At 45.6% G+C, this 14,455-nt stretch carries 17 protein-coding genes; 13 read left to right on the top strand and 4 right to left on the bottom strand.

Annotated elements, in window-relative coordinates:
* Positions 1-5 precede the first annotated feature (5 nt).
* The 3 genes from R7H07_RS13450 to R7H07_RS13440 all read left to right on the top strand — a co-directional run bounded on the left by R7H07_RS13450 (position 6) and on the right by R7H07_RS13440 (position 2,332).
* On the top strand, positions 6-863 hold the full coding sequence (locus tag R7H07_RS13450) for an ABC transporter ATP-binding protein (protein ID WP_005379371.1): 858 nt from the start codon (positions 6-8) through the stop codon (positions 861-863).
* Between the two features lie 35 nt (positions 864-898).
* Positions 899-1,738: an ABC transporter ATP-binding protein gene (locus tag R7H07_RS13445; protein ID WP_005379372.1), complete on the top strand. Its 840-nt coding sequence runs from the start codon at positions 899-901 to the stop codon at positions 1,736-1,738.
* 168 nt (positions 1,739-1,906) lie between these two features.
* Positions 1,907-2,332 (top strand): phosphate-starvation-inducible protein PsiE, encoded by a 426-nt coding sequence (locus R7H07_RS13440; RefSeq protein ID WP_047103769.1) that lies wholly within the window; start codon positions 1,907-1,909, stop codon positions 2,330-2,332.
* Positions 2,333-2,387: 55 nt separating this feature from the next.
* On the opposite strand, the gene R7H07_RS13435 is transcribed toward R7H07_RS13440, so the two are convergent.
* Positions 2,388-3,254: a YicC/YloC family endoribonuclease gene (locus tag R7H07_RS13435; protein WP_151514496.1), complete on the bottom strand. Its 867-nt coding sequence runs from the start codon at positions 3,252-3,254 to the stop codon at positions 2,388-2,390.
* Between the two features lie 184 nt (positions 3,255-3,438).
* Here R7H07_RS13435 and rph point away from each other — a divergent pair, with 184 nt between their 5' ends.
* Both rph and pyrE read left to right on the top strand, forming a co-directional pair.
* Positions 3,439-4,155 carry a ribonuclease PH gene (rph, locus tag R7H07_RS13430; RefSeq protein WP_017634994.1) on the top strand — a complete coding sequence of 239 codons (717 nt, stop codon included), beginning with the start codon at positions 3,439-3,441 and terminating at the stop codon, positions 4,153-4,155.
* Positions 4,156-4,259: 104 nt separating this feature from the next.
* Positions 4,260-4,901, top strand: coding sequence for an orotate phosphoribosyltransferase (gene pyrE / locus R7H07_RS13425; protein ID WP_026000307.1), 642 nt, complete (start codon positions 4,260-4,262; stop codon positions 4,899-4,901).
* An 84-nt stretch (positions 4,902-4,985) separates the two neighbouring features.
* Here the strand turns inward: pyrE and R7H07_RS13420 are convergent, their stop codons facing one another.
* From R7H07_RS13420 to coaBC, 3 genes are all read right to left on the bottom strand, one after another.
* Entirely contained in the window at positions 4,986-5,936 is a 951-nt protein-coding gene (locus R7H07_RS13420; protein ID WP_206959416.1) for a Kdo(2)-lipid IV(A) acyltransferase, read from the bottom strand.
* Positions 5,937-5,942: 6 nt separating this feature from the next.
* Positions 5,943-6,533: a nucleoid occlusion factor SlmA gene (gene slmA / locus R7H07_RS13415; protein ID WP_005379386.1), complete on the bottom strand. Its 591-nt coding sequence runs from the start codon at positions 6,531-6,533 to the stop codon at positions 5,943-5,945.
* Between the two features lie 171 nt (positions 6,534-6,704).
* Positions 6,705-7,904: a bifunctional phosphopantothenoylcysteine decarboxylase/phosphopantothenate--cysteine ligase CoaBC gene (coaBC, locus tag R7H07_RS13410; protein ID WP_206959415.1), complete on the bottom strand. Its 1,200-nt coding sequence runs from the start codon at positions 7,902-7,904 to the stop codon at positions 6,705-6,707.
* A gap of 193 nt (positions 7,905-8,097) precedes the next feature.
* Between coaBC and R7H07_RS13405 the strand changes: the two genes are divergently transcribed.
* The 8 genes from R7H07_RS13405 to R7H07_RS13370 all read left to right on the top strand — a co-directional run bounded on the left by R7H07_RS13405 (position 8,098) and on the right by R7H07_RS13370 (position 14,435).
* Complete coding sequence (locus R7H07_RS13405; RefSeq protein ID WP_017820706.1) at positions 8,098-9,771, top strand: methyl-accepting chemotaxis protein; 1,674 nt, start codon at positions 8,098-8,100, stop codon at positions 9,769-9,771.
* Between the two features lie 114 nt (positions 9,772-9,885).
* The gene (gene radC, locus R7H07_RS13400; RefSeq protein WP_017820707.1) at positions 9,886-10,560 is read left to right on the top strand and encodes a RadC family protein; all 675 of its coding nucleotides are present in this window, start codon (positions 9,886-9,888) and stop codon (positions 10,558-10,560) included.
* Between the two features lie 302 nt (positions 10,561-10,862).
* Complete coding sequence (gene rpmB / locus R7H07_RS13395; RefSeq protein ID WP_005384783.1) at positions 10,863-11,099, top strand: 50S ribosomal protein L28; 237 nt, start codon at positions 10,863-10,865, stop codon at positions 11,097-11,099.
* A gap of 13 nt (positions 11,100-11,112) precedes the next feature.
* Complete coding sequence (rpmG, locus tag R7H07_RS13390; RefSeq protein ID WP_004410866.1) at positions 11,113-11,283, top strand: 50S ribosomal protein L33; 171 nt, start codon at positions 11,113-11,115, stop codon at positions 11,281-11,283.
* A gap of 272 nt (positions 11,284-11,555) precedes the next feature.
* Positions 11,556-12,032 (top strand): hypothetical protein, encoded by a 477-nt coding sequence (locus tag R7H07_RS13385; RefSeq protein ID WP_025998646.1) that lies wholly within the window; start codon positions 11,556-11,558, stop codon positions 12,030-12,032.
* Between the two features lie 102 nt (positions 12,033-12,134).
* The gene (mutM, locus tag R7H07_RS13380; protein WP_053808665.1) at positions 12,135-12,944 is read left to right on the top strand and encodes a bifunctional DNA-formamidopyrimidine glycosylase/DNA-(apurinic or apyrimidinic site) lyase; all 810 of its coding nucleotides are present in this window, start codon (positions 12,135-12,137) and stop codon (positions 12,942-12,944) included.
* An 86-nt stretch (positions 12,945-13,030) separates the two neighbouring features.
* Positions 13,031-13,513 carry a pantetheine-phosphate adenylyltransferase gene (gene coaD, locus R7H07_RS13375; protein WP_005395788.1) on the top strand — a complete coding sequence of 161 codons (483 nt, stop codon included), beginning with the start codon at positions 13,031-13,033 and terminating at the stop codon, positions 13,511-13,513.
* Entirely contained in the window at positions 13,500-14,435 is a 936-nt protein-coding gene (locus R7H07_RS13370; RefSeq protein WP_053307285.1) for a glycosyl transferase family 90, read from the top strand. The genes coaD and R7H07_RS13370 overlap by 14 nt, the downstream gene beginning before the upstream one ends.
* Positions 14,436-14,455: the final 20 nt, after the last annotated feature.

The raw sequence follows: 14,455 nt of genomic DNA, 5'->3' as shown, positions 1-14,455 counted from the left end.
TGGTTATGGAAAACGATGTAATCCTAAGTGTTAAAGATCTCGAAGTTGAATTTACCACCGATGATGGGCCAGTGAAGGTTCTGCATGGTGTGAACTTTGATGTGAGAGCTGGACGTACACTCGGTCTGGTAGGAGAGTCAGGTAGTGGTAAGAGCGTAACCTCAATGTCGATCATGGGGCTATTACCTAAGCCATATGGCAACATTATCAAAGGTGAAGTGAATTATCGCGGCACCAACCTAGTTGATTTGCCTGCGGAAGAGATGTACGCCATGCGTGGCGATCGCATTTCGATCATCTTCCAAGACCCGATGACGGCGCTCAACCCAGTGCACACCATTGGTCGTCAAATATGTGAAGTGCTTGAGCTCCATCGACCTGAGCTCGACAAAAAGGAGCGGGAGGCGTACTCGATTGAAATGCTGGCAAAAGTAAAAATTCCAATGCCAGAGAAGCGATTGAATGAGTATCCCCATAACCTATCTGGTGGTATGCGCCAGCGTGTCATGATCGCGATGGCATTGGCCTGTAAGCCGGATATTCTGATTTGTGATGAACCGACTACAGCGTTGGATGTTACGGTTCAGGCGTCTATCCTTGAACTGATGAACGAGCTTCAGGAAGAAACGGGCATGGCGATGATCTTCATCACTCACGATCTCGGGGTTGTGGCAGAAGTGTGTGATGATGTTGCCGTGATGTATGGCGGACGTATTGTCGAAAAAGCAGAAATTTTTGAGTTGTTTGATAACCCGCAGCACCCATACACAGAGCGTTTAATGGGATTGATGCCGAGCTTAGATAATGAGCCGAAGCAGATGATCGATATCAAGCCTATTGATGCCAGTATGTTTGCCAGTTAACTGGGCAAAGTGAACCAGTCATAAAAGAGGATGTTATGGCAAAAGAAGTATTAAGAATTGAAAATCTTAAGCAGCACTTTGTTTCTGGTAAAGGGCTGTTCAAGAAAGGCTACACCATCAAAGCGGTAGACGGGGTTTCACTGTCTGTTTCTGAAGGTGAAACACTGGGGCTAGTTGGTGAGTCAGGTTGTGGTAAAAGCACCCTTGGTCGCACGATCTTAAAGTTATACGAGCCAACAGAAGGTAAGATTTTCTTTGAAGGTAAAGACATCACTAAACTGTCTGTTAAAGAGATGCGCTCGCTGCGTAAAGACATGCAAATCGTCTTTCAAGACCCAATGGAGTCACTCAATCAGCGTCATACCATCGGTATGATTCTGGAAGAACCGTTTGTTATTCATAAAATTGGCACGCCAACAGAGCGTAAACAATGGGTAAAAGAGCTTTTAATCAAAGTGGGATTACCAGAAACGGCAGTAAACCGTTATCCACATGAATTTTCAGGCGGACAACGGCAGCGTATCGGTATTGCTCGCGCGATTGCATTGAAGCCTAAACTACTGATTTGTGATGAATCGGTATCTGCGTTAGATGTGTCGGTACAGGCGCAAATCTTGAACCTATTGCTACAACTGCAACAAGAAATGAATTTGGCGATCATATTTATCTCTCACGACCTCTCGGTGGTGAAACATGTCTCTGACAAAGTTGCCGTGATGTATTTTGGTAAAGTGGTAGAAGCAGGCAGCGCTAAAGAAATTTATGCAAACCCGCAAAACGAATACACCAAAAAACTCCTATCTGCGATTCCGATCACTCACCCTAAATATCGGAAGAAAAAGCGCGTAGCTGAAAAAAAGCAGCAAGTGGCGTAAGTGATGCCACAGGTCCTATAACACAAAAGCGCTCCGCCAAATAATCGGAGCGTTTTTATAAGCAAATGCCAGGACTTGGAGTCGATTTGCACTGATGTTTATTCTGATTGATTGAAGATCGTTGCATGCTAAACTCAAGGCCTATTTTCTTTGTTTGGATAATGGACCATGCCGTCGAATTTACCGAAATCCTTTAGTCGACCTTTCCTGAAAATCTTCCATATTTTGGAGGCGGTGTTATTAGTCTCTATTACCTTGGCGACGTTGTACGCCATGATGCAAGAGTTTGTGCACGTATTTGTAGAGAAGCGTGTCTTGCTCACAGATATTCTTTTGATGTTTATCTATCTGGAAGTGCTCGCCATGGTGCAGCAGTTCGTGATGAACGGTAAAATTCCGGTACGCTATCCTATCTACATCGCGATGATGGCCATCGCCCGCTACATCACACTCGGAATGAAAGAACTGGATGCAGTTTTGGTTGTGTGGTTATCTCTGGCTGCGTTTATTTTGGCTGCGGCTACTTTGCTGATCAGAATTGGGCACCATTATTGGCCCTACGTTGATAACAGAACCTTGGAAAAAGACGAATAAAAGAAAGCCCCGTATTAGCGGGGCTTTTTTGTTTCAATACTCGATGACTTTTAGATCATTCAATGTTTTGGATCTGCTCACGCATCTGTTCAATTAGAACTTTCAGTTCAACGCCCGATGCGGTGATGTCGGTGCTGATGGATTTCGACGCTAGCGTGTTCGATTCACGGTTGAACTCTTGCATCATGAAATCTAGACGACGACCGACTGCGCCACCTTTCTTCAGGATGTTTGTTGTTTCTTTTACGTGAGAGTCAAGACGGTCTAGCTCTTCTGCTACGTCTGATTTCTGTGCCAGAAGGATAAGCTCTTGCTCAACGCGAGATGGTTCTAACTCTACTTTCGCATCTTCAAATTTAGAGAACAGACGCTCACGTTGCCACTCTAGTATTTCTGGCATGCGTGCGCGCACTTTCACAACTTCTGATGTGATCGCTTCTAGGCGTTGCTCAATTAGCGCCTTCATGTTCTCGCCTTCACGAGCGCGCGCTTCAATAAATTCATCCATTGCGCCATCAAACGCTTCTAGTAGCACTTTATTTACCGCATCCATGTCTTGCTCTGGCGTTTCCATTACCCCCGGCCATTGCATGACTTGAAATGGATTGATTCGGCTCAGTTCACCAGTCATGTGCATGACTTGTTCAGCGGCTTTAATTACCTGGCTAGCAAGCGCTTCATTGATGCTAAGCTCACCTTTTGCGGCAGGGTTTGCTTCAAAGCGTAGATTACATTCTACTTTGCCTCGCGCTAAGCGCTTACGAAAACGCTCACGTAAAACGGGCTCTAACCCGCGAAATTGCTCTGGCATGCGGAAGTATGTTTCTAAATAACGCTGGTTCACGCTGCGGATTTCCCATACCGCAGAACCCCAATCGCCTTTTACTTCTTTGCGTGCATACGCTGTCATACTGTAAATCATCGAATTTTCCTGTCTTCATTTTTTGAAAATTACTTCAAGAGTGTATCACGCTGCGTCGATAGGTGCGCGGGATGTATGGATTGTTTATGTTGTGCCAGATGCGTAACCTATGAATCCGGAATCGATTCCGTTATAATCTTCGCCCAACCAAATCGTCTTCTCCTCATATTTAAGGTAGATGCCCATGCGTCCAAACGATCGCAAGGCGGATCAAGTTCGCCCTATCAAAATTACTCGTAACTACACAGCTTACGCTGAAGGGTCAGTGCTAGTTGAGTTCGGTAACACCAAAGTGTTGTGTAATGCGACCGTCGAAGAATCTGTGCCACGTTGGCTAAAAGGTCAAGGTAAAGGCTGGGTTACAGCTGAATACGGCATGCTACCTCGAGCAACACATTCGCGTACTCGTCGTGAAGCGGCAAGTGGCAAACAAGGCGGCCGTACGATGGAAATTCAGCGTCTTATCGCGCGAAGCCTACGCGCTGTTGTCGATCTAAAAGCCATGGGTGAGTTCATGATCACCGTTGACTGTGATGTTATCCAAGCTGACGGTGGTACGCGTACTGCATCCATCAGCGGTGCAAGTGTTGCAATGGCCGATGCGTTCCAACACCTAGTAGATAGCGGCAAGCTAAAAGCAAACCCAATGAAAGGCCACGTAGCGGCAGTTTCAGTTGGTTTGCTAGGTGATGATGTTCTGTGTGACCTTGAGTACGTTGAAGATTCAGCGGCAGACACAGACATGAACGTAGTAATGACCGAAGAAGGCAAGATGATTGAAATTCAGGGCACCGCAGAAGGTGAACCGTTCAGTCACGAGCAGCTGATGGCTCTGCTAGAGTCGGCGAAAGTCGGCATTACGGAAATTGTCGCAGCGCAGAAGGCGGCGTTAGCCAATTGATTTAAATAGCTCCCATTATGGGGGCTATTTTTTTATCTCGACAATAGAGAAATGAATGATTGTCGAGAAGAGACACAAGAAACCAAGGACATAGAGAGAAAATAATGAAAGCATACCAGCGTGAATTTATTGAGTTTGCACTTGAGAAAGAAGTTCTTAAGTTTGGTGAGTTTACTTTGAAATCTGGCCGTAAAAGCCCGTACTTCTTTAACGCTGGTCTTTTCAATACTGGTCGTGACCTAGCGCGTCTTGGTCGTTTTTACGCAGCAGCGCTCGCTGATTCAGGCATTGAGTTTGATGTGCTGTTTGGCCCGGCGTACAAAGGTATCCCAATCGCGACGACAACAGCAGTCGCGCTGGCGGATCATCATGACGTCGACACGCCTTACTGCTTCAACCGTAAAGAAGCGAAAGATCACGGCGAAGGCGGTAACCTTGTAGGCTCTGCGCTTGAAGGTCGTATCATGCTAGTAGATGACGTAATCACAGCAGGTACTGCGATTCGTGAATCGATGGAAATCATTCAAGCAAATGGCGCAGACCTTGCTGGTGTGTTGGTTGCGATTGACCGCCAAGAAAAAGGCAAAGGTGAGTTGTCTGCGATCCAAGAAGTGGAGCGTGATTTTGGTTGTGCAATCATCTCAATCGTTAGCCTGACTGACCTTGTGACTTTCCTTGAAGAGAAAGGCACAGACAAAGAGCATCTAGAAGCAGTCAAAGCGTACCGCGCTGAATACGGCATTTAATTGGTTACTTTTTCTGAAAAAGTAAAAAGGGCAGATGGATATTCATCTGCCCTTTTTTGTTTTTGGATTTATCGCCTTGACCACTTACTTATAGCGAATGCCTTTCTCGACATGCTCATCTTGCATGGTTTTGTAGCGTTTATGGAGCCACATCCATTGCTCTGGAGCGCGTAGAATGACTTCTTCCACATACTTGTTCATATAAGCGGCAGCGGCGACTTCGTCTTTTTGTGGATAATCGGCTTCAATGCACTTATCGGCGATGATGTCGTATTTCCCTTCGTTATTGCGAAACCCTGAGCCTGGGATGATCGCACATTTTGAGGTATACGCCAGAATGCTCGTGCCTGTTGTCGTACACGCATCGTCTACGGCAAAGAAGGGCACAAATACTGATTTTTTGCGACCGTAATCGTGATCCGGTAAATAGAACAGACGCTCACCGCTGCGTAAAACACGAATCATCTTTTTTACATCTTTACGATCAATCAGTTTATTGCCGTTATGTGTTCGTCCCCAATACTGGATAAAGTTATAAGCAGGATTATTATGCGGACGAAACGCGCCGTACCCGGCCACGCCTAACACGGCGAAAGCACGCGCAGTGATCTCTAGATTAAGAGCATGGACACAACAAAGTAGGACGCCTTTACCTTCTTTGGCTTTTTCACGCAGTGCGCCGAGATCTTTCTCGACGATCAGGTTTTTAAAGCGCCAAGTCGGCCAGAACCAAGTGATTCCGATTTCTATCAGTGCCATACCGGTATTTTTGAAGTTCTCTTCAACAATGTGTTGAATCTCTTCAGGTGTTTTGTCTGGAAAGGCCAATTCTAAGTTACGCTGAGCAACGTGGACACGCTTTTTACCGTAGCGCATGCCAAGTTTGCCGAGTGAACGACCTAATGAAAGCAGCAGCCGATAAGGAAGAATATTGACGAGGATGGCCAACAGACCAAAACCAAGCCATACGCCCCAGTTACGAGGGTGAAGAAGTGAAAGAGAAAACTCGGGCTGCGTGTATTTGTCTTTACTCATAGTCTTTTACTTTATTTGTGCACTCAAAAGCGCCCAGTACTCGTCAAAGTTTGCAGTCGGCTGGTATTTAAAGTCGCTACGCACAAAGCGGTTTAGGCTCCCCTCAACTTGTCCCAGAATTTGCGCGGCTAGGATGCGCTCTTCGACAGGGAAAGACTTCCCTTCACGAATCTTACGTTCACGCAGGATTTGGCGCAATTGTGTTTCTATACGCTCAAAGAGTTGATTGATGCGTTCACGTAGACGTTCATTTTCAAACATTAGAGCATGACCCGACAAAATGCGTGTCAGACCTGGGTTACGTTCAGAGAACGCCAAAATAAGGTGCATCACCATACGAATACGCTCTAGTGTATCTTTTTCGTCGTCTAGAATACGGTTGATACGTGTCATCAAGGCTTCTTCAATGAACTCAATCAACCCTTCGAACATGCGCGCTTTACTTGGGAAATGACGATACAGCGCGGCTTCTGAAACGCCGACTTGCTTGGCCAGTTTTGCCGTAGTAATGCGTGAAGCGCCATCTGTTGATTCAAGCATTTCTGCCAATGCTTGTAAGATCTCTTCACGACGGTTGGATTTTTTACTGCCGGCCATTAGTTACTTCCTTTCAAAATACAAAGTTGAGCGGAGGGGATTATAAGACGCTATTTCGCCTCAAACTAGACCACTAAGGGTGGAATGGGAGATTTAACACCCTTAGTTGTCATTTTTGTACCAAATTTATGCCAGCTTTTGTAAAAAATTGGCAGGGTTTTCAAACGTTAGTTACATCAATTGATGCATTTTTTCGAGAATTTTAAAGCTCAATGCTTCTTTTGATTCTAAAGCGAGCGCAAGTTCACCTTCAGGCCAGTAAAGGGTAATTGCGTTGTCGTTGCTGTTAAATCCTTGCCCTGCAACCGAAACGTCGTTTGCACAGATCATATCGAGGTTTTTCTTTGTTAACTTGCCTCGAGCATAGGTCTCTACATCATTGGTTTCAGCCGCAAAACCGACGGTAAACGGACGCTTCTGCGTCATTGCTGCCACAGATGCAACAATATCAGGATTTTTAACCATATTAATGACCATTTCGTCGTTGTCTTCTGTCTTTTTCAACTTTTGAGACGCGATCGTTTGTGGGCGGTAGTCGGCAACGGCAGCGCAGCTAATAAAGGCATCATGCTGGTTTGCATGTGTCATAACGGCTTCGTGCATCTCTTGTGCACTGGAAACATTTATGCGCTCAACACCTACGGGCGTATTTAAACTGACAGGACCGCTCACGAGGGTGACTTTTGCTCCCATCTGCGCTGCGGCGCTCGCCAATGCATAGCCCATTTTCCCGGAGCTATGGTTTGTAATGTAACGCACTGGATCAATCGCTTCGCGAGTTGGTCCGGCGGTAATGAGTATCGACTTACCTTCTAGCAATTTTGGTTGAAAGAACTGTTCACATAGATGTACTAGCTGCATTGGTTCCAGCATTCGACCTGGTCCTACATCACCACAGGCTTGCTCTCCTGCCGCAGGGCCCCAGATGTGCATACCACGACGCGCTAACGTAGCGATGTTCTCTTGGGTTGCGATATTGCGATACATCTGTTGATTCATCGCAGGAGAAACAGCAACAGGGGAATCCGTCGCGAGCACGAGCGTAGTAAGTAAATCGTTCCCCATGCCTGCGGACATGCGCGCGATTAAGTCCGCGGTCGCGGGCGTTAATAGCACTAAATCTGCCCATTTGGCCAATTCAATATGGCCCATAGAGGCTTCCGCTGCTGGGTCTAGTAAACTGTCCGAGACAGGACGGCCCGAAACGGCTTGCATGGTTAAAGGGGTAATGAACTCTTTTGCGGCTTTCGTCATTACAACTTGAACTTGCGCTCCTCTCTCTATGAGGCGACGGGTTAGCTCCGCACATTTATACGCGGCAATACCGCCACTGATGCCGAGTAGAATTTTCTTTCCTGCTAGTGTTTGCATGTGAGATCTCCAATTTGATGACCGGATTTTAACACAATTCAAAGTCTGACCGCCCGAGCATATATAACGAGAAGATAATTCACATCAAACTCCAGAGTATTAATCTGACCGAGGAAGGGAAAATTCTCGCCTACCTCACAGACAAGTTGCGCGGAGTTTGCAAGTCTGAAAAGAAAAAGAGGTAGTGGAAACCATGGTGTTGAAAAGTCGAAACAAATTGCTGCTGATAACCCTAATTCCGCTGTTGTTGATCACTACGTTGATCTCTGTGGTGTATTACATCAACAGCAGTAAAAGTTTGGAAGCGGAGCTGGCAAGAGACAGGCAAGAGCTCATCGAAACGAAAAAGAAAGAGTTACAAGCCTACATGATGATGGGCGTGACGGCGATAAAACCGTTATACGACGCGGATGTAAATGGAAGTAACAAAGAGGCAGCAAAAGAAATTCTGAAAGCCATGCGCTTTGAAAGCGATGGTTACTTTTTTGCCTACGACTCTCAAGGTGTGAATACGTTGCACGCCATCAAACCTGCATTAGAGGGTAAAAACCTTTACGACTTAAAAGATGAAAATGGGGTCGCAGTTATTGCGGGCTTGATTGACGCTTCTCAAAAAGGGGATGGGTTCCTCTATTTCTCGTGGCACAAACCGACCATTGACGCACAAGCGCCTAAGTTGGGCTATGCAGAATATCTATCGAAATGGGACTGGGTTTTAGGTACTGGCGTTTATATTGATGACATCGACCAGCAAGTTGCGATGCACAGAGAGTTAAAGACTCAAGAGCTAAAAGAGCATACGTTATCTGCCGTGTTGATTTCCGTTATTGGATTGATCATTACCAGTGTTCTCACCAGTATCGTGGTGTCTAAAGGCATTCAGCCATTACAACATGTCGCGGCTTCATTAAAAGATGTTGCCGCAGGCGGCGGTGACTTAACGGCTCGTTTAAAAGTCGAAAGTCAGGATGAAGTCGGTGAAGTGGCGGCCGCGTTTAATGAGTTTATGGATAAGCTGCACCCACTGATGCAGGACATTCATCGCTCTGCGACGACAGTACAGACCGTTTCTCAAAGCCTGAACACTCAGACCAGCCAAGCGAGCGGTCAAATGCAGGATCACTGTTTAGAGACGGACAAAGTCGTGACGGCAGTGACGCAAATGAGCATGACTGCCAAAGAAGTAGCCAGCAATACTAATGCGACCGCGCAGGCAATTGACGATGCCAACAGTCAAGTCACCGCCGCTCAGCATGAGGTCGAGCAAGCAATAGAAGGCATTACCGAACTCGTGACGGAGATAGACAGCACGTCAGATGCAATTTCTGAGTTGAGTTTACAGACCGAAAAAATAACCAAAGTGCTGGATGTGATTGGCGAGATAGCCGAGCAAACGAATTTGTTGGCCCTAAATGCGGCGATTGAAGCGGCTAGAGCCGGTGAGCAAGGTCGAGGGTTTGCCGTCGTTGCGGATGAAGTGCGCTCGTTAGCCAGTCGTACGCAAAATAGTACTCATGAAATTGGCGACATGCTCAAGCAGCTACAAAATGGTGTATCAAGAGCGGTCAGTACGATGTCGGTGAGCCAAAAACGAGGTGTCAAAACGGCGGAAGAATCTGCGCTCATTCAGCAATCTCTTTCTGGTGTTCATCATTCTATCGGAACAATTCGAGATATGGGTATTCAAACCGCGTCTGCCGCCGAAGAACAAAGCGCGGTTGCAGAAGACATCAACCAAAACTTAGTGGCTATTCAACAGATCGTGAACAACATTAATGAGACGTTGCAGCATGCCGAGTCAATCAGCACGCAGCTATCACAGTCTGGAACAGAAATTCACGGCTTGGTTGGCAACTTTAAACTCTGATGAACTGTTAAGTTGCATGGAAAGCACTGATGGTACGAAGAAAGCGAAAGTCATACTCGACTTTCGCTTTTTGTTTTGTGGAATAGGGACACTTTCCATATAAAGAGACATCAGATGATACTGAAAGCTTTGCCAAATGAGTCCATGCCCAGAGAGAAGCTACTGCAACGAGGGCCGCAAGCTTTGACCGATGCCGAACTGCTGGCCATCTTCTTGCGCACAGGCACCCGCGGAATGAACGTGATTGAGCTTGCAGACTTCCTTATTCAAGACTTTGGTTCGCTCAGACAACTATTTTCAGCATCAGAAGAAGAGTTTTGTCGTCACAAAGGATTAGGGCAAGCCAAGTATGTTCAGTTGCAAGCGGTACTAGAAATGACACAACGTTACTTGGCGGAGACGCTAAAGCGTGGTGATGCCTTAACCAGCCCCGACCAAACTAAGTTATATCTGTCTTCTATTTTAAGGGATCGGCAAAGAGAGGCTTTTTATATTCTTTTTCTCGATAACCAGCACCGAGTGATAAAAGATGAAATTTTATTTGAAGGAACGTTGGATGCAGCGTCGGTGTATCCGAGAGAAGTTGTCAAGCGTGCTCTGCATCATAACGCGGCGGCTTTGATTTTGGCGCACAATCATCCTTCAGGGGTTGCTGAGCCGAGCCAAGCTGACAGAAGGATTACAAGGCGTCTCATCGACGCATTAGCATTGGTGGATATTCGTATTTTGGACCATTTCGTCATCGGAGATGGGGAAAGTGTCTCTTTTGCTGAAAGAGGCTGGATATAACTGTGCGTTTTTTAGGTTGTTAGTTGCTAAAAATCTGCTATCATCCACGCCACTAAATTTTTAACTGAATTCAGCTTGGACTGCTAAAAAAATCTGCTGTCTAAAAAAAGATCACGAAAACCTGTAAAAAGGATCTGTTCGGGTCTTGAGCAATGCATATCAAGTTAGTATAATGCGCGACCTTTGATAGCCTTGTATGGATTTTCCATAGCGGTTCTTAACCTCTAACTTCTTTTCGAGAGATAGAGAGGTTCGGCCACCAAGGTTGATATCGAGCTGAAACGATTTTGGAGAAGACATTCATGTCACGAGTATGCCAAGTAACTGGTAAGCGTCCAGTAACGGGTAACAACCGTTCACACGCACGAAATGCTACTAAGCGTCGTTTTCTGCCGAACCTACAAACTCATCGTTTCTGGGTAGAGAGCGAAAAACGTTTTGTTAAACTACGTCTATCTGCTAAAGGTATGCGCATCATCGACAAGAAAGGTATTGATACTGTTCTTGCAGACATGCGTGCACGTGGCGAAAACGTTTAAGAGGAAATAAGCAATGGCAAAGAAAGGCGTTCGTGAGAAAATCCGTCTAGTATCTTCTGCAGGTACAGGCCACTTCTACACAACTGATAAGAACAAGCGTAACATGCCAGGCAAATTTGAGATCAAAAAGTTTGATCCAGTAGTTCGCCAGCACGTTATGTACAAAGAAGCAAAAATCAAATAATTGGTTTCAGTCTCTTTGATGAATTGAAAAACCCAACTTTCGAGTTGGGTTTTTTATTACGTGAATAAAAGTGCTGAAGAAAAGGTTCAGTACGTCATCGGGTTATAAGGCACTGCTGAAGTTATTCTACTGGTCCGACTCTATACTCGAATTTTTGATTGATCGCCTCTGCCGCTTAGTCACCACTCCCTACACACTTGCACACCGTTGTTCTAGTCAAGCTCAATACTCTTTGGTAATTTACTCATAACGATAAGAGAGTAGAGATGGTTATGCGTGTGAGTCCGGCTCGTCGCCGCCGATGGAACAATATTCTTATTCTGGGCATTATTGCATTTATAGTGATCTTAAATGCGCCAATGTGGATCAAAACTTACCTATTAACAGATCAAGCAGACCCTTACCCAAATGTACTTCGCTCCGACTATACGGTGGAGTCTTTGTACTATAGTGGCTGGGAGTTCGAGCTGCATGATGGACGGTGGCAATCCAACATCAAAGTTGATGCACCGATCAGTGAACTTGTATCACGCTGGCAATCATTGGAAGGGACCGAGCTTACCTCAGAACAGTACGATCATTTAAAACCTAACCTGGCGGTACCTGAAACGGTAGAAGTTTGGTATCAGGATCTCGAAGAGCCGCAGCGGGTGACTTTCTTTCGTTTACCTGATTTTTGGCTATTTAAAACCTGGCAAGACAAATGGGTCGCTATCTCCGTCGATGAAAACTACCTTATGCCAGAGTAGAGCCTTTTTGCGCCTATACCCCTAATAAGCTTCCCTATTTATCGTTTTTCTTTTCGATTATGCTAGCAGCGAGAACTATTAGCCGGTGAATTGGAGAATCTAATGCCTGAGTTGCCAGAAGTTGAAGTCAGTCGTATGGGAATTAGCCCCCACATGGTTGGACAAACGATCCAGTCGTTTACTTTTCGAACGCCTAAATTGCGCTGGGATATTCCTACAGAGCTTAAAAAATTGGAAGGGCAGGTGATCCGTGCGATTAGTCGTCGTGCGAAATACTTACTGATCGAGACAAACACAGGTACAGCCATTGTTCACTTGGGCATGTCTGGGTCTTTACGTGTCCTAGATGCTGACTTTCCGCCAGCAAAGCACGATCATGTGGATCTCAAACTAAGCAGTGGAAAAATACTGCGTTATAACGATCCGCGTCGTTTTGGGGCATGGCTGTGGTGTGCTCCTGGTGAGTCACATGCTGTACTAGCAAACATGGGGCCTGAGCCTTTAACTGAAGAGTTCAATGCGGAATATGTAGCGGAGAAAGCTAAAAATAAGCGTGTCGCCGTCAAGCAGTTCATCATGGACAACAAAGTCGTGGTTGGTGTCGGGAACATCTACGCGAATGAGTCGTTGTTTAAATCTCGAATTCACCCTTCAAGGCCTGCAGGTAAGCTAACTTCTCAAGAGTGGGGGTTACTTGTTGAAAATATCAAAATGACACTTGAGATTGCCATTACGCAAGGTGGGACTACGCTGAAAGACTTTGCGCAAGCCGATGGAAAGCCGGGTTACTTTGCACAAGAGTTATTGGTTTACGGAAAAGCCGGAGAGCCATGCCCAGAATGCGGCGAACGACTTCAAGAGCTAAAAATAGGGCAGCGTAATACCTTCTTTTGTGGTGAGTGTCAGAAGTAAGACGAGCTAATATCGAGCTTAAGTTGTTGTAATCTTGCGCTAGAGCCTCAATAATTCAATCAGTTTCGAATAACTTAGTAAATTATATGAAAGTCATTTATCCGGGCACTTTTGATCCAGTGACTAATGGTCACCTCAATCTAATAGAACGTACTCACGAAATGTTTGATGAGGTTGTGATTGGCGTAGCCGCAAGCCCATCGAAGAACACCATGTTTTCATTGGAAGAGCGTGTTGCACTGATGCAGGACGTTGTAGCGCATTTACCTGGTGTGACGGTAAAGGGGTTCTCTGGGTTATTAGTGGATTTCGCGAGAGATGAGCAAGCTAAGGTTCTTATTCGTGGTTTGCGAACAACGGTAGACTTTGAATACGAGTTTGGACTGACCAACATGTATCGAAAGCTGTTACCAGGTATCGAAAGTGTATTTTTGACACCTGAAGAAGAGTTTGCGTTTCTATCGTCGACTATCGTGAGAGAAGTGGCCATTCATGGCGGAAGTATCGATCAGTTCGTTCCCAAGCCAGTAGCCATCGCGATTGGGGAAAAACTGAATGAAAGACAGTAAGTTCCCTTATTATTTCTCAAACGCTCTCTCGATACTTATCCCTCGTTTTGTATATCGAGCACAAGCCAAGCGTTTACTTTCGAATTTAACTGAAGCCGAGAAGCAACTCTGCCTGGAGCGGGTGAACTATTACAACAAGTGTGAAACGCCGTTTTCAGTCGATAGCCGAGAACAAAGTTACGCGACTGTCGATACATTCAAAAAAACGAAAGGTTGGACGTATTTTTTCGATCTTCGCCAAGTTGTACGCTATTTCCCTTCCAGTTTTGCGTTTAACTACATCAACGGTGATGTTACACACATTCCCAATGTACCGAGCTTTATAAAAAGCCGCCCTATTTTTGGTAGCAACCAAAATTCAGTGGTGTTGAAACTTAATCAAGTTCGTCATTTTAAATTTATTGATGATCCTGTTCGCTATCAAGATAAAAAGGACATGGTAGCGTGGCGTGGCGTGGGTTTTCAGCCGCATCGTAAAAAGGTGATTCATGCGTTTTACAACCATCCGCAATGCAATATTGGCCAGACCCGCCCGGTAGAAGGGAAACCATGGGAAAAGGGCTTTATGAGTATTGAAGAGCAACTGCAGTATAAGTTTTTGCTCTGTATAGAAGGCAATGATGTGGCCACCAACCTTAAGTGGGCTATGTCGTCTAACTCCTTGGTTATTATGTCAAAGCCAAAATATGAGACTTGGTTTATGGAAGGTAAGTTAGAGGCAGGCGTCCACTATGTTGAAGTGAAGGATGACTATTCGGATTTGCCCGAAAAGATGGATTATTACCTAGCGAATGAGCAAGAAGCATTAGCGATCATTGAAAATGCGCACCAGTGGGTTGAGCAGTTCAAAGATAAACGTAAAGAGCGTTTGATCTCATTGATGGTTGCCGATAAGTACTTCGCTTTATCTCAGCAACAATAAAAAAGGGGCGAAACGCCCCT

Origin of the sequence: Vibrio sp. Vb1127, assembly GCF_033338735.1 — a bacterium.
Classification (GTDB): domain Bacteria; phylum Pseudomonadota; class Gammaproteobacteria; order Enterobacterales; family Vibrionaceae; genus Vibrio; species Vibrio alginolyticus.
The sequence above is the reverse complement of the archived record's forward strand: the minus strand, read 5'-3'. Positions and strand labels throughout refer to the sequence as shown.

Excerpts from the sequence above, each read along its gene's own strand:
- R7H07_RS13435 (WP_151514496.1), bottom strand. The coding sequence starts at position 3,254 with ATGATTTACAGTATGACAGCGTATGCACGCAAAGAAGTAAAAGGCGAT.
- R7H07_RS13420 (WP_206959416.1), bottom strand. The coding sequence starts at position 5,936 with ATGAGTAAAGACAAATACACGCAGCCCGAGTTTTCTCTTTCACTTCTT.
- rph (WP_017634994.1), top strand. The coding sequence starts at position 3,439 with ATGCGTCCAAACGATCGCAAGGCGGATCAAGTTCGCCCTATCAAAATT.
- R7H07_RS13445 (WP_005379372.1), top strand. The coding sequence starts at position 899 with ATGGCAAAAGAAGTATTAAGAATTGAAAATCTTAAGCAGCACTTTGTT.
- coaD (WP_005395788.1), top strand. The coding sequence starts at position 13,031 with ATGAAAGTCATTTATCCGGGCACTTTTGATCCAGTGACTAATGGTCAC.
- R7H07_RS13450 (WP_005379371.1), top strand. The coding sequence starts at position 6 with ATGGAAAACGATGTAATCCTAAGTGTTAAAGATCTCGAAGTTGAATTT.
- R7H07_RS13405 (WP_017820706.1), top strand. The coding sequence starts at position 8,098 with ATGGTGTTGAAAAGTCGAAACAAATTGCTGCTGATAACCCTAATTCCG.
- R7H07_RS13370 (WP_053307285.1), top strand. The coding sequence starts at position 13,500 with ATGAAAGACAGTAAGTTCCCTTATTATTTCTCAAACGCTCTCTCGATA.
- rpmG (WP_004410866.1), top strand. The coding sequence starts at position 11,113 with ATGGCAAAGAAAGGCGTTCGTGAGAAAATCCGTCTAGTATCTTCTGCA.
- slmA (WP_005379386.1), bottom strand. The coding sequence starts at position 6,533 with ATGGCCGGCAGTAAAAAATCCAACCGTCGTGAAGAGATCTTACAAGCA.
- coaBC (WP_206959415.1), bottom strand. The coding sequence starts at position 7,904 with ATGCAAACACTAGCAGGAAAGAAAATTCTACTCGGCATCAGTGGCGGT.
- mutM (WP_053808665.1), top strand. The coding sequence starts at position 12,135 with ATGCCTGAGTTGCCAGAAGTTGAAGTCAGTCGTATGGGAATTAGCCCC.
- rpmB (WP_005384783.1), top strand. The coding sequence starts at position 10,863 with ATGTCACGAGTATGCCAAGTAACTGGTAAGCGTCCAGTAACGGGTAAC.
- radC (WP_017820707.1), top strand. The coding sequence starts at position 9,886 with ATGATACTGAAAGCTTTGCCAAATGAGTCCATGCCCAGAGAGAAGCTA.
- pyrE (WP_026000307.1), top strand. The coding sequence starts at position 4,260 with ATGAAAGCATACCAGCGTGAATTTATTGAGTTTGCACTTGAGAAAGAA.
- R7H07_RS13440 (WP_047103769.1), top strand. The coding sequence starts at position 1,907 with ATGCCGTCGAATTTACCGAAATCCTTTAGTCGACCTTTCCTGAAAATC.
- R7H07_RS13385 (WP_025998646.1), top strand. The coding sequence starts at position 11,556 with ATGCGTGTGAGTCCGGCTCGTCGCCGCCGATGGAACAATATTCTTATT.